31 protein-coding genes and 1 pseudogene are annotated in these 26084 nt (G+C 73.6%); 14 read left to right on the top strand and 18 right to left on the bottom strand.

The genetic code is table 11. The features are described 5' to 3' along the window. Positions 1–51: 51 nt before the first annotated feature. Positions 52–174, top strand: coding sequence for a hypothetical protein (locus PSU4_RS32725; RefSeq protein ID WP_281290656.1), 123 nt, complete (start codon positions 52–54; stop codon positions 172–174). Between the two features lie 91 nt (positions 175–265). Here the strand turns inward: PSU4_RS32725 and PSU4_RS04315 are convergent, their stop codons facing one another. Further along, positions 266–616, bottom strand: coding sequence for a hypothetical protein (locus PSU4_RS04315; protein ID WP_147102638.1), 351 nt, complete (start codon positions 614–616; stop codon positions 266–268). Positions 617–641: 25 nt separating this feature from the next. Then, positions 642–2339, bottom strand: a complete 1698-nt coding sequence (locus PSU4_RS04310; protein WP_246114929.1) for a sodium:solute symporter family protein — start codon at positions 2337–2339, stop codon at positions 642–644. A 286-nt stretch (positions 2340–2625) separates the two neighbouring features. Here PSU4_RS04310 and PSU4_RS04305 point away from each other — a divergent pair, with 286 nt between their 5' ends. Genes PSU4_RS04305 through galK form a run of 3 tightly spaced genes read left to right on the top strand, consistent with a single transcriptional unit; the run spans position 2626 to position 5635 of the window. Further along, positions 2626–3411 (top strand): DeoR/GlpR family DNA-binding transcription regulator, encoded by a 786-nt coding sequence (locus PSU4_RS04305; protein WP_186816744.1) that lies wholly within the window; start codon positions 2626–2628, stop codon positions 3409–3411. Continuing rightward, positions 3408–4484, top strand: coding sequence for a galactose-1-phosphate uridylyltransferase (gene galT, locus PSU4_RS04300; protein ID WP_147102636.1), 1077 nt, complete (start codon positions 3408–3410; stop codon positions 4482–4484). The genes PSU4_RS04305 and galT overlap by 4 nt, the downstream gene beginning before the upstream one ends. After that, positions 4481–5635: a galactokinase gene (galK, locus tag PSU4_RS04295; RefSeq protein WP_147102635.1), complete on the top strand. Its 1155-nt coding sequence runs from the start codon at positions 4481–4483 to the stop codon at positions 5633–5635. Before galT ends, galK begins: the two co-directional genes overlap by 4 nt. Positions 5636–5844: 209 nt before the next feature. Here galK and PSU4_RS04290 read toward each other — a convergent pair whose 3' ends face one another. Next, a complete protein-coding gene (locus PSU4_RS04290; RefSeq protein ID WP_147102634.1) occupies positions 5845–6966 on the bottom strand; it encodes a glycosyltransferase family 4 protein in 1122 nt (373 codons plus the stop codon). A 188-nt stretch (positions 6967–7154) separates the two neighbouring features. Next, complete coding sequence (locus PSU4_RS04285; RefSeq protein WP_147102633.1) at positions 7155–7406, bottom strand: hypothetical protein; 252 nt, start codon at positions 7404–7406, stop codon at positions 7155–7157. A 205-nt stretch (positions 7407–7611) separates the two neighbouring features. Between PSU4_RS04285 and PSU4_RS04280 the strand changes: the two genes are divergently transcribed. Both PSU4_RS04280 and PSU4_RS04275 read left to right on the top strand, forming a co-directional pair. Next, positions 7612–7881 carry a DUF397 domain-containing protein gene (locus PSU4_RS04280; RefSeq protein ID WP_147102632.1) on the top strand — a complete coding sequence of 90 codons (270 nt, stop codon included), beginning with the start codon at positions 7612–7614 and terminating at the stop codon, positions 7879–7881. A 126-nt stretch (positions 7882–8007) separates the two neighbouring features. Next, entirely contained in the window at positions 8008–8898 is an 891-nt protein-coding gene (locus tag PSU4_RS04275) for a Sco1979 family transcriptional regulator (protein ID WP_147102631.1), read from the top strand. A 30-nt stretch (positions 8899–8928) separates the two neighbouring features. Here PSU4_RS04275 and PSU4_RS04270 read toward each other — a convergent pair whose 3' ends face one another. From PSU4_RS04270 to PSU4_RS32185, 5 genes and pseudogenes are all read right to left on the bottom strand, one after another. Then, positions 8929–9759: an SAM-dependent methyltransferase gene (locus PSU4_RS04270; RefSeq protein ID WP_147102630.1), complete on the bottom strand. Its 831-nt coding sequence runs from the start codon at positions 9757–9759 to the stop codon at positions 8929–8931. A 114-nt stretch (positions 9760–9873) separates the two neighbouring features. Further along, positions 9874–10920 carry a sigma-70 family RNA polymerase sigma factor gene (locus PSU4_RS04265; RefSeq protein ID WP_147102629.1) on the bottom strand — a complete coding sequence of 349 codons (1047 nt, stop codon included), beginning with the start codon at positions 10918–10920 and terminating at the stop codon, positions 9874–9876. A 136-nt stretch (positions 10921–11056) separates the two neighbouring features. Next, complete coding sequence (locus tag PSU4_RS04260; RefSeq protein WP_147102628.1) at positions 11057–11461, bottom strand: ATP-binding protein; 405 nt, start codon at positions 11459–11461, stop codon at positions 11057–11059. A gap of 57 nt (positions 11462–11518) precedes the next feature. Next, positions 11519–12016, bottom strand: a pseudogene (locus tag PSU4_RS32190) (mycothiol transferase); the annotation flags it as partial. Positions 12017–12027: 11 nt separating this feature from the next. Then, complete coding sequence (locus PSU4_RS32185) at positions 12028–12657, bottom strand: TetR/AcrR family transcriptional regulator (RefSeq protein ID WP_147102627.1); 630 nt, start codon at positions 12655–12657, stop codon at positions 12028–12030. 40 nt (positions 12658–12697) lie between these two features. On the opposite strand from PSU4_RS32185, the gene PSU4_RS04245 reads away from it, so the two are divergent. Together PSU4_RS04245 and PSU4_RS31135 are read left to right on the top strand one after the other, a co-directional pair. After that, positions 12698–14182, top strand: coding sequence for an FAD-dependent monooxygenase (locus tag PSU4_RS04245; RefSeq protein WP_246114928.1), 1485 nt, complete (start codon positions 12698–12700; stop codon positions 14180–14182). A 5-nt stretch (positions 14183–14187) separates the two neighbouring features. After that, positions 14188–14340 (top strand): hypothetical protein, encoded by a 153-nt coding sequence (locus tag PSU4_RS31135; RefSeq protein ID WP_186816729.1) that lies wholly within the window; start codon positions 14188–14190, stop codon positions 14338–14340. A gap of 7 nt (positions 14341–14347) precedes the next feature. On the opposite strand, the gene PSU4_RS31130 is transcribed toward PSU4_RS31135, so the two are convergent. Next, positions 14348–14617, bottom strand: a complete 270-nt coding sequence (locus tag PSU4_RS31130) for a hypothetical protein (protein ID WP_186816728.1) — start codon at positions 14615–14617, stop codon at positions 14348–14350. A gap of 321 nt (positions 14618–14938) precedes the next feature. Between PSU4_RS31130 and PSU4_RS31125 the strand changes: the two genes are divergently transcribed. Together PSU4_RS31125 and PSU4_RS04235 are read left to right on the top strand one after the other, a co-directional pair. Beyond that, entirely contained in the window at positions 14939–15328 is a 390-nt protein-coding gene (locus PSU4_RS31125) for an STAS domain-containing protein (RefSeq protein WP_186816727.1), read from the top strand. 211 nt (positions 15329–15539) lie between these two features. Beyond that, positions 15540–15944 carry an STAS domain-containing protein gene (locus PSU4_RS04235; protein ID WP_147102624.1) on the top strand — a complete coding sequence of 135 codons (405 nt, stop codon included), beginning with the start codon at positions 15540–15542 and terminating at the stop codon, positions 15942–15944. A gap of 54 nt (positions 15945–15998) precedes the next feature. Here the strand turns inward: PSU4_RS04235 and ppgK are convergent, their stop codons facing one another. The 3 genes from ppgK to PSU4_RS04220 form a co-directional block, all read right to left on the bottom strand. Continuing rightward, positions 15999–16769, bottom strand: coding sequence for a polyphosphate--glucose phosphotransferase (gene ppgK, locus PSU4_RS04230; RefSeq protein ID WP_147102623.1), 771 nt, complete (start codon positions 16767–16769; stop codon positions 15999–16001). A gap of 2 nt (positions 16770–16771) precedes the next feature. Beyond that, positions 16772–18415 (bottom strand): phosphoglucomutase (alpha-D-glucose-1,6-bisphosphate-dependent), encoded by a 1644-nt coding sequence (gene pgm / locus PSU4_RS04225; protein ID WP_147102622.1) that lies wholly within the window; start codon positions 18413–18415, stop codon positions 16772–16774. Between the two features lie 87 nt (positions 18416–18502). Then, the gene (locus PSU4_RS04220; RefSeq protein ID WP_147102621.1) at positions 18503–18778 is read right to left on the bottom strand and encodes a hypothetical protein; all 276 of its coding nucleotides are present in this window, start codon (positions 18776–18778) and stop codon (positions 18503–18505) included. A gap of 119 nt (positions 18779–18897) precedes the next feature. On the opposite strand from PSU4_RS04220, the gene PSU4_RS04215 reads away from it, so the two are divergent. Together PSU4_RS04215 and PSU4_RS04210 are read left to right on the top strand one after the other, a co-directional pair. Next, positions 18898–19386 (top strand): hypothetical protein, encoded by a 489-nt coding sequence (locus PSU4_RS04215; protein ID WP_147102620.1) that lies wholly within the window; start codon positions 18898–18900, stop codon positions 19384–19386. Then, on the top strand, positions 19383–19679 hold the full coding sequence (locus tag PSU4_RS04210) for a winged helix-turn-helix domain-containing protein (RefSeq protein WP_147102619.1): 297 nt from the start codon (positions 19383–19385) through the stop codon (positions 19677–19679). The genes PSU4_RS04215 and PSU4_RS04210 overlap by 4 nt, the downstream gene beginning before the upstream one ends. 40 nt (positions 19680–19719) lie before the next feature. Here the strand turns inward: PSU4_RS04210 and PSU4_RS04205 are convergent, their stop codons facing one another. The 3 genes from PSU4_RS04205 to PSU4_RS04195 are packed head-to-tail and all read right to left on the bottom strand — an operon-like array spanning position 19720 to position 21719. Then, complete coding sequence (locus PSU4_RS04205) at positions 19720–20523, bottom strand: class I SAM-dependent methyltransferase (protein WP_147102618.1); 804 nt, start codon at positions 20521–20523, stop codon at positions 19720–19722. After that, positions 20516–21358, bottom strand: a complete 843-nt coding sequence (locus PSU4_RS04200; protein WP_147102617.1) for a shikimate dehydrogenase — start codon at positions 21356–21358, stop codon at positions 20516–20518. The genes PSU4_RS04205 and PSU4_RS04200 overlap by 8 nt, the downstream gene beginning before the upstream one ends. A gap of 34 nt (positions 21359–21392) precedes the next feature. Further along, positions 21393–21719 carry an MSMEG_0570 family nitrogen starvation response protein gene (locus tag PSU4_RS04195; RefSeq protein ID WP_147102616.1) on the bottom strand — a complete coding sequence of 109 codons (327 nt, stop codon included), beginning with the start codon at positions 21717–21719 and terminating at the stop codon, positions 21393–21395. 124 nt (positions 21720–21843) lie between these two features. Here PSU4_RS04195 and dprE2 point away from each other — a divergent pair, with 124 nt between their 5' ends. Next, the gene (gene dprE2 / locus PSU4_RS04190; RefSeq protein WP_507763232.1) at positions 21844–22590 is read left to right on the top strand and encodes a decaprenylphospho-beta-D-erythro-pentofuranosid-2-ulose 2-reductase; all 747 of its coding nucleotides are present in this window, start codon (positions 21844–21846) and stop codon (positions 22588–22590) included. Positions 22591–22739: 149 nt separating this feature from the next. Here dprE2 and tatA read toward each other — a convergent pair whose 3' ends face one another. Continuing rightward, a complete protein-coding gene (gene tatA / locus PSU4_RS04185; protein ID WP_147102615.1) occupies positions 22740–23003 on the bottom strand; it encodes a Sec-independent protein translocase subunit TatA in 264 nt (87 codons plus the stop codon). A gap of 223 nt (positions 23004–23226) precedes the next feature. On the opposite strand from tatA, the gene PSU4_RS04180 reads away from it, so the two are divergent. Continuing rightward, a complete protein-coding gene (locus tag PSU4_RS04180) occupies positions 23227–25293 on the top strand; it encodes a transglycosylase domain-containing protein (RefSeq protein ID WP_246114927.1) in 2067 nt (688 codons plus the stop codon). Here PSU4_RS04180 and PSU4_RS04175 read toward each other — a convergent pair. Continuing rightward, the gene (locus PSU4_RS04175) at positions 25269–26009 is read right to left on the bottom strand and encodes a helix-turn-helix transcriptional regulator (protein WP_147102614.1); all 741 of its coding nucleotides are present in this window, start codon (positions 26007–26009) and stop codon (positions 25269–25271) included. The genes PSU4_RS04180 and PSU4_RS04175 overlap by 25 nt on opposite strands. Positions 26010–26084 lie beyond the last annotated feature (75 nt).

The following is a 26084-nucleotide window of genomic DNA, read 5'->3' as shown; positions in this document are numbered from 1 at the left end:
CCCGACCCGGCCGCGCAGTGCCGACACCGACCAGCATCGGAGGAACACCAGATGGCCATGATCGACCGCCGCACCGTGTGGGCCGCGATGGTCCGTACCGCCCGCCGCTTCGACGAGTGGACCCTCGTGACGTTCAACCCCCGCATCCCCGTGGGCTCGCGCGAGCAGCGCTGACACGAGACACCCCCGGCGCGCGACCCCGGGGAGTACGCCGAAGGGCAGGTACCGCAGCAGCGGTACCGGCCCTTCGGCGTCGGTCGGGTGATCAGTGCCCGGCGGGGCGGTCGTCCCTGGCGGCCTCGGCGAGCTGCTCGGCCGTCGGCGGCGTGAGCGGGCGCAGCAGCACCCACCCGCCGAACAGCGCCGCGACGACGAGCATGCCGATGCCCATGTCGAGGTTGATGTTCGAGCCACCCGTCTTCATCAGGTCGGCCTCGTCGGTCGAGACGAGGCCCATGATCAGCAGCACGAGGCCGTAGACCAGGAACAGCACCGCGATGATGGTGCGCAGGTCGAACAGGTTGGCCGCGGCCGACGGCGGTGCGTCGGTCCCTGCCTGCATCGCATCGGCGGGGCCCGTCCCGGCGGCGTCGCGGCCTTCGGAAGAGTCGGTCATCCGTCTCGCTCCTTCGGTCTCGGGCTCAGATGAAGATGATGTAGAGGACGACGACCAGGATCAACACCAGCACCGCCAGGAGCTGCGGCGAGCGGTACCAGCCCGCGTCGTCGCCCTCGGTGGTGTGCGTGCGGCTCGCGCGCGGCGTGAGGCTCCACACGAGCCCGGTGAGCTCCGCCTCCGCCTTCGGCCGGCCCGCCGTCGACACCAGCGCCGCCACCCCGACACCGACGATGAACGCCGCGCTTGCGCCGACGAAGCTACCCGCCTGGTTGGACAGCTGCAGGACGTCGAAGCGGACCAGCAGGTCGACGGCGACCGCGGCCACGGTGCCCGACAGCAGCCCGATCCACGCCGCGGTCCCCGTCATCCGCTTCCAGAACAGGCCGAGGATGAAGATCGCGAACAGCGGGGCGTTGAAGAAGCTGAACAGCGCCTGGATGTAGTCCATCAGGTTCTGCGAGCCCGACGCGATGAACGCCGTGCCGATCGCCAGGATGCAGCCGATGACGGTCACCCAGCGCCCGACCTGCAGGTAGTAGCGGTCGGACTTGCCGGGCTTGATCCAGTCCTGCCACAGGTCGTAGGTGAAGACCGTGTTGAAGGAGCTGATGTTGGCCGCCATGCCCGCCATGAACGCGGCCAGCAGACCGGCGATCGCGACGCCCAGGATGCCGTTGGGCAGCAGGTCCTTCATGAGCAGCGTCAGCGAGTCGTTGTAGGTGATCCCGTCGACCGAGCCGCCTGCCGCCTTGACCGCCTGGATCTGCGGCAGCAGCACGGCGGCGATCATGCCGGGGATGACGACGACGAGCGGGATGAGCGCCTTCGGGAACGCGCCGATGATCGGTGTGCGCCGGGCGGCGGACATGCTCTTGGCCGAGAGCGCGCGCTGGACCTCGGCGAAGTTCGTCGTCCAGTAGCCGAAGGAGAGCACGAAACCGAGGCCGAACACGATGCCGATGACCGACAGCACCGGGTTGGCGATCTCGGTCAGCTCCGTTCCCGGCCACGACGAGAGCTGCTCGGCGCCACCCGGGCCGGCGGTGACCTTCTCGACCAGGCCGTTCCAGCCGCCGACCCGGTTGAGGCCGACGAGGGTGAGCGGGATCAGCAGGGCGAGGATGACGAAGAACTGCAGGACCTCGTTGTAGATCGCGGCCGAGAGCCCGCCCAGCGTGGTGTAGGCGAGCACGACGAGCGCGGCGACCGGGATCGCGACGGTCAGCGGCCAGCCGAGCAGGGCCTCGATGATCAGGCCGAGGGCGAACAGGTTGACGCCCGCGATCAGGATCGACGCGACCGCGAAGATGACGCCCTGGATGCGCTGGGTCGTCCTGTTGAAGCGTTTGGCCAGGAACTCCGGGACGCTCCTGGCCTTCGAGCCGTAGTAGAACGGCATCATCACCAGGCCGAGGAACACCATGGCCGGGATGGCGCCGATCCAGTAGTAGTGCACCGTCGCGATGCCGTACTGGGCGCCGTTGGCCATCATGCCGATGAGTTCGAGCGCACCGAGGTTCGCGGAGATGAACGCGAGACCGGTGACCCAGGCGGGCATCGAGCGGCCGGAGAGCAGGAAGTCGAGGCTGGACGAGACCGACCGGCGGGCCATGTAGCCGATGCCGAGGACCAGCAGGAAGTAGAAGGCGACGAGCAGATAGTCGACCGCGTTGGCGTCGAGCCGTACGTCGGCGTTGGCCTGGGCGAGGATGCTGGTCACGTCGCCCTCCCCGCGGAGTGGCGTGGTCCGTGCCGTCCGCTTCGCATCATCGCGACTCCCGTGTGTCCGTCGATGTCCCGGGAAAACAGTTGTGCACGGCAAGGTACCGGGTTCGGACACAATCCAACAATTGTCGACGTAACGATCCGGCACAGTTGCGTCCCGTGTGACGGGATCGGTGACCGCCACCACCCGATTGCGGGTCACGCGCGTTGACGACTGGGGGATCGCGTTGCATTCTGTGCGAACTCGTGCGGCGTCGTCGACCGGGGGAGGGATCGTGGGCCTGCTCGCGCAACAGCGGCGGGAGCTGATCCTCGAACAGGTCCGTGCCCGCGGCGCAGTACGCGTCAGCGACCTCGCCGGCCACTTCGGCGTGTCCGACATGACCGTCCGCCGCGACCTCGACGTCCTTGCGCGCCAACGGCTCGTCGACAAGGTCCACGGTGGCGCCACCGCGGTCGGGGCGCCCAGCACCGAAGAGCCGGGCTTCGTCGTGAAGTCGCAGCGCCAGCTGGCCGAGAAGGAGGCGGTCGCCCGCGCCGCGGCCCGGCTCGTCGAGCCCGGCTCCGCGATCGGCCTGTCCGCCGGCACGACGACGTGGGCGCTGGCCCGGTTGCTCGGCGACGTCCCCGGGCTGACGATCGTCACCAACTCGATGGCCGTCGCCGACGTCTTCCGCGCCGCCCCGCGGCCCGACCTGACCGTGATCCTCACCGGTGGCATCCGCACGCCGTCGGAGGCGCTCGTCGGGCCGGTGGCGGTCGCGTCGCTGCGCAGCCTCAACCTCGACGCGGTGTTCCTCGGCGTCCACGGCATGTCGGCCGCCGCCGGGTTCACCACACCCAACCTCACCGAGTCCGAGACCGACCGGGCGCTCGTCGAGGCCGGTCAGCGCCTCGTCGTCGTCGCCGACCACACGAAATGGGGGACAGTGGGCATCTCGACGATCGCGGCGCTCTCCGACGCCGACGTACTCGTCACCGACGACGGACTGGCCGACGACGCCCGGGCGGTCCTCGCCGGCGAGGTCGACGAGCTGGTCGTCGCCCCCGTGGCCGGCGCGGCATGAGGCGCACCGACGGCGCGCTCGCCGACGGCCGCCACATCATGTGGTTCGACGAGGACGGCACACCCGAGCGCGACCCGGCGACACTCGTCGACCACCGCGACCTGCCGCGCACGGTGTCGGCGTCGCAGCTGCGCTACGACACCCTCGCCGGTGAGTGGGTGGCCGTCGCCTCGCACCGCCAGGACCGCACCTACCAGCCCCCCGCCGACCAGTGCCCGCTCGACCCGACCCACGGCGAGCACCACACCGAGATCCCGACACCCGACTACCAGGTCGTCGTGTTCGAGAACCGGTTCCCCTCGTTCGGCGGGGGCGCCCCGCTGTCGGGACGGACGCCCGACCCGGCGGCCGGACGCTGCGAGGTCGTCTGCTTCACCAGCGACCACTCGTCGTCGTTCGGCGAGCTGACGCCCGCCCGGGTGCGCCTCGTCGTCGACGTGTGGGCCGACCGCACGGCCGAGCTCGGCGCGCTTCCCGGTGTGGCACAGGTGTTCCCGTTCGAGAACCGCGGCGCCGAGATCGGCGTGACCCTCGCCCACCCGCACGGCCAGATCTATGCCTACCCCTACGTGCCACCGATCCCCGCGCGGATGCTCGACCGGGCCCGCGCCCACATGGGCGCGACCGGCCGGAACCTGTTCGCCGACGTGCTGACCGCCGAACGGGCGGGCGAACGCGTCGTCGTCGCGGGCGACCACTGGACGGCGTTCGTCCCCGAGGCCGCGCGCTACCCGGCAGAGGTCCACCTCTACCCGCACCGCCGCGTCCCCGACATCCCCTCGCTCACCGACGCCGAGCGCGACGAGTTCTCCGAGATCTACCTCGACGTCCTCGGCCGCCTCGACGCCCTCTACGGCGATCCGCTGCCCTACGTCGCGGGCTGGCAGCAGGCGCCGGTGCGCCCCGAGCACGACGGCGACCGCGAGCTCGCCCATCTGCACCTGCGGATCTCGTCGATCCGCCGGGCCCCGGGCAAGCTCAAGTACCTCGCCGGGTCGGAGACGGGGGCGGGGGCGTTCGTGTCCGACGTGCTCGCGGAGGCCGTGGCGCAGCGGCTGCGGGACGCCGGGTGAGCGACTCCTTCGCCGAGACGTTCGACGGGGAGCCCGACGTCGTCTGGCGTGCGCCGGGCCGGGTCAACCTCATCGGCGAGCACACCGACTACAACGACGGCTTCGTGCTGCCGTGGGCGCTGCCGCTCGGTGTGACGGCGGCGTTGCGCCGCAACGACTCCGGCATCGTGCGGATGGTGTCGCGGCAACACGGCCCCGACGTCGTCGAAGCCCGGGTGGCCGAGCTGGCACCAGGCTCCGTGCGGGGGTGGGCCGGCTACCCGGCGGGTGTGGTGTGGCGGCTGCGCGACGCCGGGCTGCTCGCCGGCTCGCCCGGATTCGACCTCGTCGTCGACGGTGACGTCCCCGCCGGTGCCGGGCTGTCGTCGTCGGCGGCACTGGAGTGCGTCGTGGTCCGCGCGATTGACGACGTGCTCGGCCTCGGCCTGTCCGGTCCCGAGGCCGCCGCGCACGCCCGCGGCGCGGAGAACGAGTTCGTCGGTGTCCCGAGCGGGGTCATGGACCAGATGGCGTCGCTGATGTGCGCCCAGGGCAGTGCGCTGTTCCTCGACACCCGCAGCATGGCCACCCGCCAGGTGCCCCTGGCCGTCGAGGACGCCGGCCTGACGCTGCTGCTCGTCGACACGAACGCACCCCACCAGCTCGTCGACGGCGAGTACGCCGACCGCCAACGTGCCTGTGCCGCAGGCGCCGCCGCCCTCGGGGTCACCGCGCTGCGCGACGTCGCGCTCGCCGGTCTCGACGACGCCCTGGCCCGGATCCCCGACGACGTCGTGCGCCGCCGCGTCCGGCACGTGGTCACGGAGAACGCGCGGGTCCTCGACGTCGTCGGGCTCCTCGACGACGGCCGCCCGGACGAGATCGGGCCGCTGCTCACCGCGTCCCACGTGTCGCTGCGCGACGACTTCGAGGTCACCGTGCCCGAGCTGGACACGGCCGTCGTGGCGGCGCTCGGCGCGGGTGCGCTCGGCGCGCGGATGACCGGCGGCGGGTTCGGTGGCAGCGTCGTGATCCTCGCCCGGGCCGCCGACGCCGACGCGATCACCGCCGCGGTCGCCGCGGCGTTCGCGACACGCGGGTTCGCCCCGCCGCGGCCGGTGCCCGCCACCCCGTCGGCGGGAGCCCATCGACTCGGCGGGCCCACTGGCTGATGCGATGACCCGGGCGCAACCCCACGGTTGTCGTCGCCGCTGCAACGAGCAGTGAGGTTGCGCCCGACCATCCGCGCGCAACCTCACTGCTGTGTTCGGTCCCGGAGAGGACCGTGAGGTTGCGCGCGGATCTGTTGGCGCGCGGGTCTGTTGGCGCACGGCGGCCGGCCTGCGGGAGCGCACCGGCTCAGCGGCAGCTCAGTGGCGGTTCAGCGGCGGGTGAGTGCCCCCGGTCGCGCGTCGAGCAGGCCCGTGTAGATCGCCGCCAGCTCGCGGGCCCACCGGCCGGCCTCGAACCGGTCGAGGAACCGCCGGCGCGCGGCCGCGCCGAGCCGCTCGCGCCGGTCCGGGTCGGCCGCCAGCTCCGCGACGACCTCCGCGATCCGGCCGGCCTCCAGCGGCACCAGGACGCCGGTGTCGCGGGTGACGATCTCCGGGATGCCACCGCTCGTGCTGGCGACGGCGGGCACGCCGGCGGCCAGGCCCTCGACGAGCGCGCGGGGCATCGCGTCGTTGCGGGTGGCGTGCACCATGACGTCGGCGGCCCGCAGCAGCGGGAGCCGGTCGGGGCTGGGGTGGAACACGATCCGCGCGGCGAGCTCGTCGTCGCGGTCGACGCGCGCCTCCAGCCAGGGACGCAGGGGGCCGTCGCCGCCGAGGACGACGACGACCGGCGCGCTGTCGGGGAGCGCGGCGACGGCGTCGAGCAGCAGGTCCTGGCCCTTGCCGCGGCGCATCGGCGCGACCGAGGCCACCAGCACCGTCCCGGGGGCCGCGCCGAGCCGGTCGCGCAGCCGCTGCCGCTCGGCCGGGTCGCCCGGCCCCGGGTCGGTGACGCCGTTGGGCAGCACGACGAGATCGGCCGCGGCGCCCGCGTACCAGTCACGCTGCAGCTGCGAGATCGCGATCGTGCGGGTGACGAACCGGCGGCGCGCCAGGATCTTCGCGGCCCGCTTCGCACGGTCGCCGACGTCGGCGGGCTGGGACTCGATGCGGTGCAGCGTCGACACCACCGGCAGCCGCAGCCGTGCACCGGCCGCGCCGCCGACGACGTCGGCGTTGCCGATGTGGGTGTGCACGATCTCGGCGCGGTGGCGGCGCAGGACCTCGATCGCGCGGCTCACCGCCCGCGGGTCCCACGGGGCGCTGCCCAGGTCCTCGACGGGGACACCGAGGCGGTGCAGCTCGGCGGCGACGGGGGAGCGGGTCGCCGTCGAGATCGCGACGACGACCATCTCCATACCGGCCGCGGGCGCCGCCCGGGCGAGGTCGACGAGACCGTTCTCGGGTTCGTCGGGATGCAGCGACGCGACGACATGGGCAACGCGCACGGGGCGGGCCTCCTGCTCCGGCCGGTCGGCACCCGCAGCGGGGGCGGCGACGCCCGCGGCGGCTGCGTCGGCGTCACCCCGTCGGGTGATGTCCGCCGCGGACCCTACCGAGCGCCCCCGGGGCGGTGCAGGGGCAGGCGTCGCCACCTCGGGGCCGGTGCCGGGTGCGTCCGGGAGGTGGCGCGGAGTCAGGCCGGGCGGCGGCGTCGGCGGGTCTTGCCGCCGCCGGGGGGAGCGGCCACCGAGCACGCGTCGCACGGCTTCCCGTCGGGTGCCACGAGCGACGCCGGAGACACGACGTGGCCGCAGATCGCCTGGTAGCGGCCCGTATCGGCGGCGGCGGTGCGGGTGAGCTCGGTGTCGGGGACGGCATGGGAACGGGAGTCGAGCCGACAGGTCACCGCGACCGTCACCACCGGGGCCGAGGCGTCCGCCGCCACCGCGCCGACCGTCGTCCCGGCAACAGGGTCGCCACCCTGCCGTCGTCCTGCTCGACCCACTGCCACGTCCCGTCCGTTCCGGCCCCGACCGGACACCGGTCCGCTCGCCGCACGCTATCGTTCCCGCCTCGACAGGTGTCTGCAAGGTCATCTGCACGTGCATCTGCATGCACGATCCGGCTGTCCGGCACATCGGGGGACTTCCATGACGACATCGGACACAGAACCGCAGGACACTCCGGCGGACAGCCCGGCGTGGCTGCCCGCCATCGCACTCCCGGACCTCGCGTGGCGCAAGGCCACCGCGAGCAACCCCAGCGGCGACTGTGTCGAGGTCGCAGCCCTGCCCGACGGGGACGTCGCCGTCCGCAACTCCCGGGCACCGCACGGTCCCGCGCTGGTCTACACCCGTGCCGAGCTCGCGGCCTTCGTCGACGGCGTCCGCGGCGGGGAGTTCGACGACCTCGCCCCCTGACCGTGCGGACAGGCCCGCAGCGGTGGTGCCGCTCACCGACAGGGCTCCCGTTCGCCACTGCGGAGCGCACACGCGCGACTATGCTGCGTCACTGACCGTGCGTTCCCGGCGTCTGGAGCTCGTCTCGTGACCACATCCGGACCACCGCCGCGGCTGCCCGATCCCGGCCACAGCGGCCCCACCGTCCTGCGCATCGTGCTCGGCACCCAGCTGCGCCGGATGCGCGAGGCCAACGGCGTCACCCGGGAACAGGCGGGCGACCACATCCGCGCCTCCCACGCCAAGATCAGCCGGCTCGAGCTCGGCCGGGTCGGGTTCAAGGAACGCGACATCGCCGACCTGCTCACCCTCTACGGCGTCACCGACCAGCGGGAGCGCGACGAGTTCATGGACCTCGTCACCCAGGCCAACGCGCCCGGCTGGTGGCAGCACTACGGCGACATGCTGCCCAGCTGGTTCGAGATGTACCTGCGGCTCGAACAGGCCGCATCGGTCATCCGCACCTTCCAGGTCCAGTTCGTCCCCGGCCTGCTCCAGACCGAGGACTACGCCCGCTCGGTCATCGTCGCCGGGCACCAGGGCGAGTCCGTCGAGGACATCGACCGTCGCGTCCAGCTGCGCATGACCCGCCAGAAGCTGCTCACCGAGCCCGGTTCGCCGCGGCTGTGGGCGGTCGTCGACGAGGCCGCGCTGCGCCGGCCCTTCGGCCCGCCCCGGGTGATGCGCAGCCAGCTCGACCACCTGATGCACATGGTCGAGATGCCCAACGTGTCGGTGCAGGTGCTGCCGTTCCGCTTCGGCGGGCACGCCGCCGCGGGCGGCCCGTTCACGATCCTGCGGTTCGCCGAGCCCGACCTGCCCGACATCGTCTACCTCGAGCAGCTCACCAGCGCGGTGTACCTGGAGAAGCGGTCCGAGGTCGAGAGCTACCTCGCCGTCATGGAACGGGTGTGCGTGCAGGCCGAGACCCCGGCCCGCAGCGCCGAGATGCTGATGCGGATCCGCCAGGACCTCTGACGGACCGTCCTCCCACCCGACGGTCGCGGGTCAGACCTTGCGGCCGACCCCGCCCGCGTACAGCGTGTGCACCGGGCTCTCGGCGGGCGTGCCCGCGTCGGGGCGCCAGTCGTTGGCGTACACCAGGCCCGGCTCCACCATCTCCAGCCCGTCGAAGAACCGGCGGATCTCGTCCCAGCGGCGGAAGCGGCCCGTGCCCAGCCCGCCCTGGAGGAACCCGCGCTCCAGCGTCGTCGCGCGGGGCTCGTCGTCGTCGAGGAAGTGCGAGAGCAGCATGTAGGCGCCGGCGGGCAGCGCCTCGCGGAGCGTGCCGACGATGCCGTACGGGTCCTCGTCGTCGGCCAGGTGCTGCACGATCCCCGACAGCAGCAGCGCGTAGGGCCGCGACAGGTCGAGCAGACCGGTCACCACCGGGTCGGCGAGGATCGCCGCAGGCGTGCGCAGGTCGGCCGTGATGACGGCGGTGGTCGCGTCGCCCGCCAGCAGTGCCCGGCCGTGCGCGAGGACGCCGGGGTCGTTGTCGACGTAGACCACCCGCGTCGACGGGTCGATCGCGTGGGCGAGCTCGTGGACGTTGCCCTCGGTGGGCAGCCCCGAGCCGATGTCGAGGATCTGGCGGATGCCCGCCTCCTCGACCAGGAACCGGACGCCGCGGCGCAGCAGGTTGCGGTTGTCCTTGGCGATGACGGGCGCGTCGGGAAGGGCGTCGATGAAGCCCTGCGCGGCGCGCCGGTCGATCTCGAAGTGCTGCTTGCCGCCGAGGACGTAGTCGTACACGCGCGCGATCGACGGCCTGCTCAGGTCGGGCGCGACCGGGTCGTCCTGGGACGTCCCGGTTCCGCCTGCCGGTCGATCGTTCACCACGTGCTCCTCGTGCGCTGTAGCCGATGCCGGGGCCGAACGGCCTGCCGGAGGCGTCGACCCTAGCGAGGCCGGTGCCGCCCCGGCCCGGGCGGCCGGGGCGTGTCGGCGCGCTCAGCCGGTCGGGGCGCCCGCCCCGGCCGGCCCGACCGGCCCGTCCGGGTGCCGGGGCAGCCCGAACAGCGGGAACAGGTTCGTGTCGAGGAAGTGGCTGAACCCGACGATGCGGTCGTCCTCCACGTGCAGCACCTGGATGGAGAACGGCTGGTGCAGCCCGTCCGGCCCGCTCGGCCGGTACGCCGCGAACGCCGGCTGGCCGTTGGCCTCGAACGGCAGCAGCCGCGACCCGCGGCACCCGGCACCCGGCCGCCCGTCGGCCATCCACATGATGATGTCGTCGCGGCCCCGCATCCAGAGCGCGAACGGCGGCATGACCTGGACGGCGTCCTCGGCGATGAGCCCGACGAGTGCCTCCATGTCGAACGCCTCGAACGCCGCGACGTAGCGCTCCAGCAGCGCCCGGTTCGCCTCGTTCATCGGGTCGGGGCGGTCGTCAGTGGTGTCGCGCGAGCCCATCGTGGCGCGGGCGCGCTGCAGAGCGCTGTTCACCGAGGCGACCGACGTGTCGAGCAGCTCCGCCGTCTCCGCGGCGGACCAGGCCAGTACCTCGCGCAGGATGAGCACGGCACGCTGGCGCGGCGGCAGGTACTGCAGGGCAGCGACGAACGCCAGCCGGATCGACTCGCGGGCCACCGCCGTCTCGGCCGGGTCCGCCGACGACGGGAGCACCCGGGAGTCGGCCATCGGCTCCACCCACGCCGTGGCGTCGAGCGGCTCGCCCAGTGCCTCGGCCACCGGCTCACCCGCGGCCGTGAGGTCCATGGGCAGGGCACGCCTGTTGCGCCCCTTCAGCATGTCGAGGCAGACGTTCGTGGCGATCCGGTACATCCACGACCGCAGCGACGCCCGCCCGTCGAACCCCGACAGGCCGCGCCACGCGCGGATCATGGTCTCCTGGACCGCGTCCTCGGCCTCGAACGCCGAGCCGAGCATCCGGTAGCTGTAGGCCGTGAGCTCGCGCCGGTGCTCCTCCAGCCGCGGGTCGAGGCCGCCGGGAGCCGCGGCGTCGGCGGCCGCCGGCTGCGTCGCCAGGTCGGTCATGGCTCGAACCCCCCAGGGATCGGACACGGGCCGCGGCACGGCCCGTGCGCTCGTGGGACCAGCATAGGGAGGCGCACCGACAGAACACCCGCGTCGATCGGCCGGGCGGCGCGCAGCGACCGGCGGACGGTGCCGCTCAGCCGGGCGGGTCGAGCGAGGTCAGGTGAATCGTCGTGCCCGCGCCGCCGTGCTCGATGCGGACCTCGTCGGACAGCTCGCGGATCATCGGCAGCCCGAACCCGCGGGTGGCGCAGCGCCGGGCGACGCCGTCCCAGTCACCGCAGTCGTGCACGGTGCAGTCGACACGCCGGCGGCCGGCGACGGTGGAGACCCGGGCGTCGAGACGGACCCCGTCGCAACGCTGCGCACACCCGTGCTCGACCGCGTTGGAGACGGCCTCGTTCACGGCGAGGACGACGTCGGCCACCGCTTCGTCGGGCCAGCCCGCCGCCGCGAGCCAGCGGCCGAGGCGGCGGCGCACGGGCTCGAGGGCCGCGGGTTCACAGGGGATCGGCCAGGACACCGCCCCCGCCCCCGCCATCCCGCCTCCGCTGTTCGAAATCCGCCCGGCGCGCGGGTACCCGTGGCCGGGCCGGCGTCAAACAGACCGGCCGGGCCGGCGTCGAACAGACCGGCCGGGCCGGCGTCGAACAGACCGGCCGGGCCGGCGTCGAACAGACCGGTCGGGCCGGCGTCGAACAGACCGGTCGCAGGAGCGCTCCAGGACGCCGCGCAGCAGTGCGGCCTGGCCGGTGTGCTGGGCGTCGTCGTCGACGACGGACACGAGCCGCACGCCGAGGGTGACCGGCGGGTCCCAGCGTTCGTCGACGACCTGGTCCAGGTCGTCGGGACCGACCGTGCGCAGGTAGGCCGTGGTGCGCTCGGTGACCGCGGCCAGGTAGCCGCGCAGCGGCTGCGCCGTGGGCCGGACGGCCGCGACGTCGCCGGGGGTGTGCCCGTACCCGGTGGCCGTGGCGGCGTCGGGCAGGGGGAGGGCGAAGCGGTCGGCCCAGCCGTCGGCGGTCCAGGCATGCTCGGTCCCGGCGACCTCGCTGACGTGGTCGTCCTGCACGCGGGTGAGGTGCCGGACGAGCCAGGCCGCCGACGCTACGCACGCCCCGGGGGCCGTGCAGGGGAGCCGGTCGGGAGGCCGGCGGCCAGCGGCCGCAGGGCCTCGACCGCGGCGTGCGCGCGGGCGGTGATGTCGCCGACGTCGCTCGCGTCGTGCGCCGAGCCCAGCGCGTCGAAGACACGGACGACGACGGCGAGCATCGCGTCGGCCAGCACGGTCGCCGTCGGCGTCGACGCGTCGTCGTCGAGCACCGCGGCCGCGCGCCCGGCGACGCGGTGGGCGAACGCGAGCAGGGTGCGGTGCAGCGTGTCGCTGCCGCTGACGAGGCGGATCATCCCGCCGGGGTTGGCGAGCCCGCGCTCGGCGGCCTCACCGAGCAGGAACGCGTCGAACCAGCGGGCGAAGGCGTCGACGGGGTCGCTGCCCGGGGGGCGGTCGGCGAGGGCGTGCAGCAGCGTCGTCTCGAAGGCGCCGGCCTGGTCGAACACCAGGCTCTCCTTGGTGGGGAAGTAGTTGTAGAGCGTCTGGTCGGACACCCCGGCCGCGCGGGCGATCTGCGCCATCGTGACGTCGGTGAAGCCGTGGGTGCCGAACAGGTCGGCGGCCGCGGCGGCCATCGCGGCACGTGCCCGTGCCTTCTTCTGTTCCCGGGTGCCCGCGGCCATGCCGCCGTCCCCCCATATTGTTGGTGTTACTCTAATTTTCGTGCCACTCAAAGAATCTTACGACGTCCTCGTCGTCGGCGGGGGGCCGGTCGGCCTGTTCCTCGCCGCGGAGCTGCGCCGCGCGGACGTCCGCGTCGGCGTGGTCGAGCGCGCGCCCGAACCGGTCCGCCAGATCAAGGCCGGGTCGATCGGCCCCTCCTCCGCGGAGCTGTTCGACCAGCGCGGCCTCGCCGACCACTTCCCGCAACCCGACTTCAGCCGGTTCCTCGCCGCGGGCGACCCGGACGCCCCGCCGCCACCCGTCGGGCACTTCTCCGGGCTCTGGCTGCTCCGCGGCTCCGACGACATCCGCACCGCGCCGTTGGTCGCCGCGCAGTACGACGTCGAGGTCGTCCTCGACGCGTACGCGACCGCGCTGGGAGCCCACATCGCCCGCGGCCACACCGTCACCGCCGTCGTCGACGACGGCGACACCGTCCGCGTCACCGTCGACCACGACGGCGCCGTGAGCGAGGTGACGGCCGCCTTCGTCGTCGGCTGCGACGGCGGCCGCAGCACCGTCCGGCGGCTCGCCGGGTTCGCCTTCGACGGCACCCCGGGAACCGTCACGGGCCGGCAGGCGCTCGTCGAGATCGCCGAACCCGGTCCGCTGCAGAAGGGCTGGCACCGCACCGACCACGGCATGGTCGTGTTCGGGCCCGACCCGCGGCGCGTACTCACCGTCGAGTTCGACGGCCCGCCCACCGACCGCGAGTCCCCGCTCGACCGCGCCGAGATGGAGGCGAGCCTGCGCCGGGTCTCGGGCACCGACGTCACCGTCACGGCGCTGCTCACCGGCACCCGCTGGACCGACAACACCCGCCGCGCCGGCGGCTACCGGCGCGGTCGCGTCCTGCTGGCGGGTGACGCCGCGCACGTGCACCCGCCCTTCGGGGGCCAGGGTCTCGACCTGGGATTCCAGGACGCGGCCAACCTCGGCTGGAAGCTCGCGGCGACGGTCGCGGGCCACGCGCCGGACGGGCTGCTCGACACCTACGACGACGAACGCGCGCCCGTCGCCGCGAGGGTGCTGGAGAACACCCGGGCACAGGTGGCGCTGATGCGCCCGGACCCGCAGACGGCCGCGCTGCGCGCCCTGTTCGCCGATCTGCTCGGCTACGACGACGCGAACACGCACGTCAGCAGCATGATGTTCGGCGTCGACCGCTACCCGGCGGTGAGCGACCACCCGCAGGCGGGCCGGATCGTGGCCGACCGGCCCGTGGGGGAGCGGCGGCTCTACGAGGTCCTGCGCACCCCCGGCGCCCTGCTGCTGGACGCGACACCCGACGGCGCGGCGGCCGCGGCCGCGGCGGGATGGGCCGACCGGGTCAGGGTGGAACGGGGCCCGGAGACCCTGCTGATCCGCCCCGACGGCGTCGTCGCGTGGGGAGCGGCAGACGACACCGGGCCTCTCGACGCCGGGGGCCTCGAGAAGGCGCTGACACACTGGTTCGGCCCGCCGGCGTCCGCGGGAGGACACTGACAGGTGTGAACGAGCCCGACCCCGAGGTGGACGACGACGGCGGCTCACCCGCCTGCTTCGCGCACCTGCTGTGCCCGGAGTGCGCCGCCGTCCCGGAGGACGATGCGACGGTGTGCTGGCGCTGCGGCACCGACCTGCCGCAACGCCGGGAGCGCTGAGCGCGGCTCAGGCGCGGGGCGAGACCCGCTCGCGGCGGCGGGCGATGTGCGCCGACGCGGCGGGGGAGAGGCCGCGGCGGCGGTCGTCCCAGTCGCCACGGTCGGGGACCTCGATCGGCGACCGGCCGCTCCCGGCTGCCGCGCACGGCGTCGTGTGCACGTGGGAGTGGTTCCAGACGACGCTGCCGTCGGCCAGCGCGTGGTCGATGTGCGCCAGCTGGACGTGCGGTTCGTGGTCGGCCACGTGGCCGTAGCAGCGCTCGCAGATGCGGATCATGGGTTGGTCTCCAGCGGCCGGGCCCGCGTCTGCGCGGACGTGTCGGGGAGGGTGCCGCGTCGACGTCGACGGTGGTGCCGGTCCACCCGTGCGGTGCGGGTCGGGACACCGCAACCGGCTGAAGTGTCTCATTTCGAGACGGGACTGCGCTGTTGCCTGCGCCACGCGGGAAGATGCGCGGCCGCTGAACCGATCCGGACCGTTCCGCGGTTGCCCGGCGGGTCGGGGTCGGCCAAAGTACCTGGTGAGACGCATCGTGTTGAGCAGGCAGCATGCGCGCCGTTCCCCACAGACGTTCCGCCGGGAGTGACGATGAGTCCGATGACCAGTCCGGCACCGGGTGGGTTCGAGGTCCGGGCCCATGTGCCGGTGCCGACGGTGGCGGTGCTGCGTCCCGACGGCGAGCTCGACATGGTCACCGTCCCCGAGCTGGTGGTCCGCGTCGAGTTCCACCTCCACCAGGAGCGTCACGTCGTGCTCGACCTGCGTGACGTCGACCTGCTGACGTCCACCGCGCTGCAGGCGCTGCTCGTCGTCCACGACGCCACGCAGCGCCGCGGGCTGCGGCTGCGGATCACCGGCACCGACCACGGTGCGGTCGCCCGCGTCCTCACCCAGACCGGTCTGCACGCGGTGCTGCCGATCACCGCGCTCAGCACGGAGGAGGCCGTCGCCGCGCTGGCGCACCCGCGCCGGGACGTCCGCGGCTGACCGCTCCCCGGGACCCGCCCGGCGCTCGGGGGCCCTTGGTCCCTACCGGGCCGACGGGTGTCGGGTATGGACTCCGCGTCGGCAGCGACGCCTGGTCCATCGGGGGCACGTTCCTCACGTGGAGGAGCGGCGGAGGCAGGCGCGCGCCGCCCGTCCCGGGACGTTCCCGGCAGCTCGTCGAGGAGGACCAGTGCGCTCCCCCCATCCCACCGTGACCCGTTCCGCGCCGACCCACCTCACGCCCGCCGGGGCCGACGCCGCCGCCACCGTGGCCGTCGCGTTCCACGGCGACGACGACGTGGTCGTGTCGGTGCGGGGGCCGCTCGACGCCGCGGCCGTCCGCCGCGCGACGCGGCTGCTCGCGGTGGCCGACGTCGAGGGTGCCCGGCACGTCATCGTCGACGTCGTGGGATCCCCCGACGCGCATGCCGCGCTGCGCGGGGCGCTGGACCCGCTGCGCACACGGCTGCAGGCCCGCGGCGGCTGGCTGCTGGTGGAGGGCGCCCCGGCGGCGCCGCAGGAACCGAGCCTGCTCGACGTGTTCGCGGCCTACGCGCAGGCGACCCGCGGTGACGAGGCGAGGATCCCTGCCCCGCGCGCCGTCCTCGTCGGCTGAACCGCCGCGGCCGTCGCGGCCTGCGCCGGGGCGCGGCCGCGACGACGGCTCACCTCACTTCCCGGACGCCAGCACGGCGGCGCCGACGATCCCGGCCTCGTTGAGCAGCTCGGCCGGCACCATCTTCGTGTGGATGTCCACCTTCGACATCCACTTCGACGACTTCTTGCTGACACCGCCGCCGACGACGATGAGGTCCGGCCACAGCAGCGCCTCGACCACGCCGTAGTAGCGGGTGAGCCGTTCCGCCCACGCGTCCCACTCCAGGTCGTCGCGTTCGCGGGCGGAGTCGGCGGCGCGCTTCTCGGCGTCGTAGCCGTCGATCTCCAGGTGGCCCAGCTCGGTGTTGGGCCAGAGCTTCCCGTCGATGACCAGCGCCGATCCGATGCCGGTGCCCAGCGTGGAGACGAGGACGACGCCGGAGTTGCCCTTCGCGGCGCCGAAGCGCACCTCGGCCACACCGGCGGCGTCGGCGTCGTTCACGACGAGTGCCGTGCGGCCGGTGGCCTTCTTCATCAGCTCGTGGGCGTCGGTGCCGATCCAGCTGCGGTCGATGTTCGCGGCGGTCCGCACGACCCCGTGCTGCACGACCGCGGGCAGCGTGCAGCCGAACTCGCGGTCCCAGCCGAAGTGGTCGAGCACCTTCGTGACGACCTCGGCGACGGCGTCGGGCGTCGCCGGCTGCGGGGTCGGGATGCGCAGCCGGTCGTCGGCCAGCTCACCCTTGCGCAGGTCGACCGGGGCGCCCTTGATGCCGGAGCCGCCGATGTCGATGCCGAACCCGATGTGCTTGGCGTGCTTGCCCTTCTCCGACTTGCCCGACATCGTCACGCTCCTCCGAGTGCCGCGGAGACCACGTCGCGGGCCTCCTCCTGGATGCGCGCCAGGTGCTCGGCGCCGCGGAAGCTCTCCGCGTAGATCTTGTAGACGTCCTCCGTACCGGACGGGCGCGCCGCGAACCAGCCCGACCCCGTCGTCACCTTGAGCCCGCCGATGGGCTCACCGTTGCCGGGGGCGCTGGTGAGCCGTGCGGTGATCGGCTCGCCGGCGAGCTCGGTGGCGGTGACGTCGTCGGCGGCGAGCTTGCCGAGGCGGGCCTTCTGCTCGCGGGTGGCGGCGACGTCGGTGCGCGCGTACGCGGGGTCGCCGAAGCGGCCCGTCAGCTCGCGGTAGTGCTCGCTGGGTGTCGCCCCGGTGACGGCGGTGATCTCCGCGGCCAGCAGCGCCAGGATGATGCCGTCCTTGTCGGTCGACCAGGGCGAGCCGTCGAAGCGCAGGAACGACGCGCCCGCGCTCTCCTCGCCGCCGAACCCGACGGAGCCGTCGAGCAGGCCGGGCACGAACCACTTGAACCCCACCGGCACCTCCAGCAGGGTGCGCCCGAGGTCGGCGGTGACCCGGTCGATCATCGACGAGCTGACCGCGGTCTTGCCGACCGCCGCGCCGCCGGGCCAGCCCGGCCGGTGCGCGAACAGGTAGCCGATCGCCACCGACAGGTAGTGGTTCGGGTTCATCAGCCCGCCGTCGGCGGTGACGATGCCGTGCCGGTCGGAGTCGGCGTCGTTGCCGGTGGCGATGCGGTACTCGGGGTTGTCCGCCATGCGCGACACCAGCGACGCCATCGCGTAGGGCGACGAGCAGTCCATCCGGATCTTTCCGTCCCAGTCCAGCGTCATGAACGCGAACCGGGGGTCGACGGCCGCGTTGACGACGGTCAGGTCGAGGCGGTGGCGCTCGGCGATCGCGGCCCAGTAGTCGACGGACGCGCCGCCCAGCGGGTCGGCGCCGACGCGCACCCCCGCCTGCCGGATCGCGTCGAGGTCGACGACGGCGGGCAGCGCGTCGACGTAGGTACCGAGGAAGTCGAACGGGCGCGTGGTGGCCTGCGCGAGCCCGACCCGCTGCACACCCTTCAGGCCCGCCTCCAGCAGCTCGTTGGCGCGGTTCGCGATCCAGCCCGTGGCGTCGGTGCCCGCGGGTCCGCCGTGGGGCGGGTTGTACTTGAAGCCGCCGTCGGCGGGCGGGTTGTGCGATGGGGTGACGACGACGCCGTCGGCGAGGCCGGTCGTGCGGGCCTGGTTGTGGGTGAGGATCGCGAAGGACACGGCCGGAGTGGGGGTGAACCGGTCGTCGGCGTCGACCAGCACGTCGACACCGTTGGCCGCGAAGACCTCGACGGCGGTCGTCCAGGCGGGCTCGGACAGTGCGTGGGTGTCGCGGCCCAGGTAGAGCGGGCCGTCGGTGCCCTGCGCGGTGCGGTACTCGACGATGGCCTGGCTGGTGGCGGCGATGTGGTCGTCGTTGAACGTGGTGGCCAGTGACGATCCGCGGTGGCCGGACGTGCCGAACGCGACGCGTTCGGCGACGACCTGCGGGTCGGGGTGGCGGTCGCGGTAGGCGGCGAACAGCTCGTCGAGGTCGACGAGGTCCTCGGGGCGCGCGGGGGTACCGGCGCGCGGGTGCGGGGCCATGGGGCACAGCCTGCCGCAATTACCCACGCGCGCAAGAGCAACCGGGGCTGCTGCGGCCCGGTGCGAGGTATTCCGGTGTTCGCGCGGCTACTGGTTGAGGACGACCAGCTGCACGACGATGCCGCACACGATCGACAGCGCCCCGACGACGACGGCTGCGATCCACGCGCCGCCCGCGCCGCGGGTCCTGGCGATGATCCCGAGGACGATGGCGGCCAGACCGAGCGCCCACGCGGCGAGCGGCATGAACAGCCCGCCGACGACGCCCGCGACGCCGAGGATCGTCCCGGCCACGCCGAGGGTGTCGGACTGTGCGATGCCACGCTGCGGCTCGGCCTCGCCGGCCCGCCCGGTCCCACTCATCGCCCTCGCCCCTGCTCGTCGTCGGTGTGCGTCGTGCCCACGGTACCGACGCCGTTGTCGCACGGGGTGAGCCGGCCCGAGAAGTTGTCACTTGCGAAAGTGGAAAGTACAGTCGGGCCATGACCGACGACAGGGACCTCGACCCCCGGGTGGCGCTCGACGAGCTCGAACGCGCCGAGGCCGCTCCTTACGTGAACTACCCGGCGACGCCGTGGTGGCACTTCCCCCTGATGGGACTGTGGGCGGGTGCGATGGTCGGTGCCTTCGTCTGGTGGCGGGAGAGCGCGCTGCTGTTCGTCGGCGCGATGGTGGTGCTCGTGGCCATCGAGACCGCCTACCTCGTGTGGCTCTCGCGCACCCACGGCGCGCTGCCGATGCCGGGCCGCGGCACACCCCCGGCGGAGCTCGCGCCGGTGTGGCGCGGCTACTTCATCGGCGTCGCGGTCGTCGTGGTCGGCGTCGGACTCGTGTGGTGGCTGCTCGGGATCGCGGCCGCGGCGGTGACCGCGTTCGTCCTGGTCACCGGTGGGCTCGCCGAGTACGACCGGCGCTACGAGCGGGCCGCCGCGCGGACCCGCGCCCGCCTGGGGATCGCCGGCCGCTCATGATCGACGGCCTCGACCCCGCGATCCACACGCCCAAGCGCCTCGCGGCCATGGCGGTGCTCGCCAACGCGCCCTCGGTGAGCTTCCGCTTCCTCAAGGACTTCATGCAGATCAGCGACTCCGACCTGTCCAAGCACATGTCCGCGCTGGAGCAGGCCGGCTACGTCAGCGTCCACAAGAGCGGCCGCGGCCGCGGCGCCACCACGACGTTCGCGCTCACCGCGCAGGGCCGCACCGCCTACTCCGCCCACCGCGACGCCCTGCGCGCCCTGCTCGACGGCCCGCACGTCGTCTGACCCTGTGAGCGGCGATAGTCGCTATAGCGACTATCGCCGCTCACAAGGGCTGACGTGCGAGGACCTCACCGTGCAGCAGGGCGAACCAGCCGTCGGGGTCGGCGGCCCAGGCCCGCCACCCGGCCGCCATCTCCGCCAGGTCGCCCCGGTCGGCGATCCCGCGCTCGACGGCCTGCTCCGCCACCCGTGAGCTCGTGATCCGCTCGGCCCACGCGCCGCCCCACCACTGCCGTTCCGCGGGCGTCGCGTAACACCACACCGACGCCGACGCCGTGACCTCGCCGAACCCGGCCGTCCGGGCCCACGCGTACAGCCGGCGACCGGCGTCCGGCTCGGCACCGTTGGACCTCGCGACCGCCCGGTAGGTGGCGAGCCACGCGTCGAGCCGCTCGTCGGCGGGGAACCAGGTCATCGCCGCGTAGTCGGCGTCGCGGACCGCGACGACCCCGTCGTCGGTGAGCACCGAGCCCATCGCCCGCAACGCCGCGACCGGGTCCGTCAGGTGCTGCAGGACCTGGTGGGCGTGCACGACGTCGTAGCGCCCCGCCGCCGGGTCCAGCCGGTAGACGTCGGCGACCTCGAAACGCAGCGTCGCCACGTCGGCGCCGGTGGCGCGGGCCTCGGCGAGCGGGTCCTCCACCGGTTCGATGCCCAGCGTCGGCCCCGGCGCCACGAGCCGCGCCAGGTCGGCGGTGATCGTGCCCGGACCGCTGCCGACGTCGAGCAACGACATCCCCGGCCGCAGATGGGGGAGCAGGTAGGCCGCCGAGTTCGCCGCGGTCCGGTTCCGGTGCGAGCGCAGGACACTGTCGGCGTGACCGTGGGTGTAGACGTCGTCAGGCACGGGTGCTCACCGCGCCCTGAAGAGCAGCCCGCATCGGCTCCACCGGCCCGGCCCGCCCCGTCATCAACGTGACCTGCTCGACCGCCTGGTGCAGCAACATCGACAGCCCGCTCACCACCCGGCAGCCCGCATCGGCCGCCGACGCGGCGAACGGCGTCGGCCAGCCCGCGTACACGGCGTCGAGCACCGCCGTCGACGCCGACCACCCCGTGCCGACGAGTGCGTCCGCGGCGCCGTGGGGCAGCGTCGAGATCACCACTCCGGCGCCGGCGAGGGCCCGGGCCGCGTCGGCGGGATCGGCGAGGTCGGCGCGGACGTCAGGGGTGACGCCCAGCCGCTCCGCCGCCTCCCGCAGCGCGGCGGCCCGGCGGGTGTCGCGCACCAGCACCCGCGGCGCGGGGTCGCCCAGCTCCCGCAACGCCGCCAGCGCCGCCCGCGCGGTACCACCGGCGCCGAGGACGACCGCGTCGCGCGCCGTCACGACGCCCGCCTCCCGCAGCGCCTCGACGATCCCGGCGACGTCGGTGTTGTCGGCGGACCGCCCGTCGCGGGTGAACACCAGGGTGTTCGCCGCGCCCGTGGCCGCGGCGAGCTCCGACACCCGGTCGGCGACGTCGATCGCCACCCGCTTGAGCGGCATCGTCAGCGACAGGCCCGCCCACGACCCGTCGAGCCCGTCGACGAACCCGGGCAGCCCCGCCTCGTCGCACTCGCGGCGGCCGTACTCCCAGCCCGCCAGCCCCAGCGCGTCGTAGGCGGCGCGGTGCAGGACCGGTGACAGCGAATGCGCGACGGGGGAGCCGAGCACGGCGGCGCGGCGTGCGGGTGCGGGCATCCCGGGAGTATGCGCACCGCGGCGCGTGCCGCGGTCAGTACCCCTGCGGTGGTCCCCAGCTGCGGAACCGCTCGATCGTGACCTTCCCGGCGCCCGCCGCGGTGTCGTCGGCGCCCTCGGCGAACCGCCGCGCCCCGTACTCGACGCCCGCGAGCGTCATCGCCGACTCCGAGCAGCCCATGCCGTACTTCGCGCGGACCCGCTCGTCGGCGAGCCTCATCGCCTCGCGGGTGCGCGCGACGAAGTCGTCGAGCGTGTACTGCGCGCCGGCCTCGAAGTAGTCCTTGACGATCAGCGACGGCGAGTAGAACGACTGCGTCGACCCGTCGGGCCAGCGGACGTCGAACACAACATCGGGCACGGCTCTCCTCGAGGGGCGCGCGGGGTCAGGGGCCGATCGGCGACGTCGGCGATCACACACAGGTTAGACGGCCCCGCCCCGCCCCGGCGGCGTCCTCGGCGACCCGGCCCGGGACACTGCCCCGGTGAGATCGGGATCGACGGTGCTCGTGCTCGGTGGCCGCAGCGAGATCGGGGTGGCCGTCGCGGAGCGGCTGTCCGCCGCGGGCGCGGGCACGGTCGTGCTCGCCGCGCGCCGCAGCCACGATCTCGACGAGGAGGAACGCCGCGTCCGCGCGGGTGGAGCCGAGGTCGAACGCGTCGAGTTCGACGCCGACGACCTCGCGTCCCACCGGCCCCTGCTCGACGAGCTGGTCGCCCGCCACGGCCGGCTCGACACCGTGGTCGTGGCCTTCGGCATCCTCGGCCGGCAGGCCCGCGCCGAGGCCGACGCCGCCCACGCCGTCGAGATCGTGCACACCGACTACGTCGCCCACGTGCACGTCCTCACCCATCTCGCGCAGGTGCTGCGGGCGCAGGGCAGCGGGGCGCTCGTCGTGTACTCGTCGGTCGCGGGGTGGCGGGTGCGGCGGGCGAACTACGTCTACGGCTCGGCCAAGGCAGGTCTCGACGGTTTCGCGAGCGGCATGGCCGACGCCCTGCACGGCAGCGGCGTCCGGACCCTGCTGGTGCGGCCGGGGTTCGTCGTCGGGCGGATGACGGCGGGGATGACGCCGGCGCCGCTGTCGAGCACGCCCGAGCAGGTCGCCGATGCGACGGTCGCGGCGCTGGCGAAGGGCCGTGCGGAGCTGTGGGTGCCCGCGGTGCTGCGGCCGGTGTTCTTCGGGATGCGGCTGCTGCCCCGCGCGGTGTGGCGGCGCATCCCGCGTTGACCCACTGCGAACGACCGGGCGCAACCTCACGGTCGTCCCGGCGGCGGAATGCAGCAGTGAGGTTGCGCGCGGTTGTCCGTCAGCCGGGGTCCGTCAGCCGGGGTCCGTCAGCCGGGGTCCGTCAGCCGGGGTCCGTCAGCCGGGGTCCGTCAGCCGGGGGGCGGGGTGTCCGCGGCGGGCTGCGGGCCTGCCGGCGGGCGGGGATCGGCGCCGGGGTGGAGGTCGGCGCTGGGGTGGAGGTCGGCGCTGGGGTGGGGATCGGCGCCGGGGCCGGGGTCGGCGCGCAGCTCGGCCTTGAGGATGCGGGTCGACTGGCCGAGGCTGCGGGCGGCGTCGGGCAGCCGTTTCGCACCGAACAGCACGACCGCCACCCCGATGACGATCAGCCAGTGCCACCAGCTCAGCTCACCCATGCCGGTCAGTGTGCCTCTCCCGGTGAATCCGGCATGCGTCGGTCCGACGATTCTCAGGCGCTTCTCAGCCCATTCCTCCCGCATTTCGGCAATGGTCCGGAGAATCCTGTCGGAGGGTTCGGAAACTGCGCAATGTCTGCTTTCGGGAGTTCGGCGCGGATGGTGCCGCGACCCGCCGTGGGTGGCCGTCGTCGCACGGTCCCGGCCTGGTAGACACGCAACGGTGAGTGCGCGGACGCTGCTGGGCAGGCTGGTCGTCATGATCGTGGCGGCGGGCCTGGTGCTCGCGGCGATGGTGTTCCCGGCGGTCGGCGGTGCAGGGGTGTTCGCGGGACAGGTCGTCGAATCCGCGGTCGGGTCGACCAGCGATCTCGAGTCGGGAGTGCTGCCGGCCGCGTCCACGGTGACCGATTCCGCGGGAAACCCGATCGCCTATCTCTTCGACCAGTACCGGGTGCCGGTGAAAGCGGCACAGATATCACCGGCGATGAAGGCGGCGATCGTCGCGATCGAGGACAAGCGCTTCTACGAGCACGGCGGGTTCGACCCGCTGGGCGCGGCCCGGGCACTGGTCAACAACTCGAACGGCGGCGCGACACAGGGCGCGTCGACACTGACCGAGCAGTACGTGAAGAACTACGACCTCTATGTCGCCGCGACCACCGATGCCCAGCGCCGGGCCGCGGTCGCGCCGAGCTACGCGCGCAAGCTCAAGGAGGCCGAGCTCGCGATCAGCCTCGACCACAAGGTGAGCAAGGACGACATCCTCGCCGACTACCTCAACGTCGTGTACTTCGGCAACGGCGCCTACGGCGTCGGCGCCGCGGCGCGCATCTACTTCGGGACGACGGCCGACCAGCTCACGGTCCCGCAGGCGGCCCTGCTGGCGGGGATGGTGCAGAGCCCGTCGGACTACGACCCGCTGCTGCACCCCGACGCGGCGAAGGGGCGTCGCGACGTCGTGATCGGGCAGCTGCGCGACCAGGGGTCGATCACCCCCGACCAGGCGAACGCGGCGTTGCAGTCGCCGATCGGGGTGCAGGCCACAGCGGCGGCGCCGGCGGAGGGCTGCATCGGCGCGGGCGACGCCGGATTCTTCTGCGCGTACGTGCTGTCCTACCTGGAGCAGTCGGGCATCACCGCCGACCAGCTCGAGACGAGCGGCTACACGATCAGGACGACGCTGGAACGGGGCGCGCTCGACAAGCTGAAGGCCGCCGTCGACGGGCAGGTCCCGCCGACGCAGCCGCACGTCGCCGACGTCATCTCCGTGATCGAGCCGGGCACCGACGGGCACCGGGTGGTGGCCATGGCGGCCAACCGCACGTACGGCAACAAGCCGGGGCAGTCGAGCTACGGCCTGCCCTACATCCCGGAGAACATGGGTGCCGGCTCGGTTTACAAGATCTTCACCGCGGCGACGGCGCTGGAGCAGGGCCGCCTCGGCATCGACTCGATCATCGACGTCCCCGCCAGCGGCTACACCTCGCCGATCTACCGGGGCCCCAGCGGCACCCCGATCCCGGTCCGCAACGACGGCACCTACGCCCCGCAGCTCTCGCTCACCCAGGCGCTGGCGGAGTCGCCGAACACGGCGTTCGTGAAGCTGGAGGAGTCGACGGGCATCCCGCCGGTCGTCGACATGGCCGAGCGGCTCGGGCTGACCTCGCTCGCGACGACGCCGGCGACGCGCACGCGGGGGTCGCAGTCGATCGGCGACGTCGCGAAGTCGCAACGGCAGGCGTCGTTCACTCTCGGGGTGTCGCCGACGAGCTCGCTGGAGCTGGCCAACGTGATGGCGACGCTGGCCAGCCACGGCACGTGGTGCCCGCCGAACCCGCTGCTGTCGGTGACCGACCGGTCGGGGGCGCCGGTGACGGTGACGCAGCCTGCCTGCACACAGGCGCTCGACCCGGGGATCGCGGACAGCATGATGAACGCGCTCAGCCACGACGACGGCCCGGGCGGCACGTCGGCCGCGGCGGCGGGAGCGATGGGCTGGGACCGGCCGGTCGCGGCGAAGACGGGGACGACGCAGCAGTACAAGTCGGCTGCGTTCGTGGGGGCGACGCCGCAGCTCGCGGGGGCGTCGATCGTGTTCGACGACAGCAACGCCCCGCGACCCATCTGTGACGGCAGCCCGCCCTACAGCTGCGGGTCGGGCAACATCTACGGCGGGAAGGCACCGGCGCGGACGTTCTACCGGGGGGTGGGCGACATCCTGGCCGGTCAGCCGCCGGCGCCGCTGCCGCCCCCGGACCCGCGCTACGTGACGGGCGGTGCGTCGTGACCCTCGCCCGGGGTGAGCGCGGAGCCGGGGGTGTGCAGCACCACGCAGCACCGGTCGCGTTCGGGTGCCGGGTCGAGCACGGCCCGGTCGGCGGGCTCGCCGCGGGCGTCGAGGACGGCGCGGACCAGGTCGAGGCTCATCCCGCAGGTCAGCGCGGGGTGGGCGGCGGCGAGCCGGTGGAACGGGCAGTTGACCAGCGTGGTGACGTCGGCGTCGGCGCGGGGTTCGAAGCCGAGACCGGCGAGGGTCGCGAGCACGTCGCCGTCGCAGGAGCGCGCGGCTCGGGCGCCGGCGGCCGCGGCGGCGGCGCGGACGGCGTCGGCGAGGTGGGTGCCGTGGGTGAGGGTGTCCTCCGTGGCGGCGGCGAGCACGGAGGCGGCGAGGTCGTAGCGGCGTTCGGGCAGGCTGACCTCGAACTCGCGGGGGGAGCGGCGGTAGAGCTTGGTGGGCCGGCCGGCGCCGGGGCCGCGCCGGGCGCCGAGCCGGCGGAACTCGGCGACGAGCAGCTCGTCGTCGACGAGCCGGTCGAGGTGGAACTTCGCGGTGTGCCGGGGCAGGCCGGTCGCGGTGGCGGCCTGATCGCGGCTGACGGCATCGGGCTGGGCGACGACGTAGCAGTAGAGGCGGCGACGCTGCGGTTCGGCGAGGGCGCTGACGGTCTCAATGGCGGCGGCGGTCTCGATGGCGGCGGCGGTCTCGATCTCGGGATCGGTCATCCGCGCGACCTCCTTCTAACGGACAGACACGTTGACAATAGAGCTCGCACGGTTCTAACGTCCAGTCTTGCGTCC

The sequence above is a fragment of the Pseudonocardia sulfidoxydans NBRC 16205 genome (genome assembly GCF_007989085.1).
Lineage (GTDB): Bacteria > Actinomycetota > Actinomycetes > Mycobacteriales > Pseudonocardiaceae > Pseudonocardia > Pseudonocardia sulfidoxydans.
Note: the sequence above shows the minus strand (reverse complement) of the source record. Positions and strands in the feature narration are given on the sequence as shown.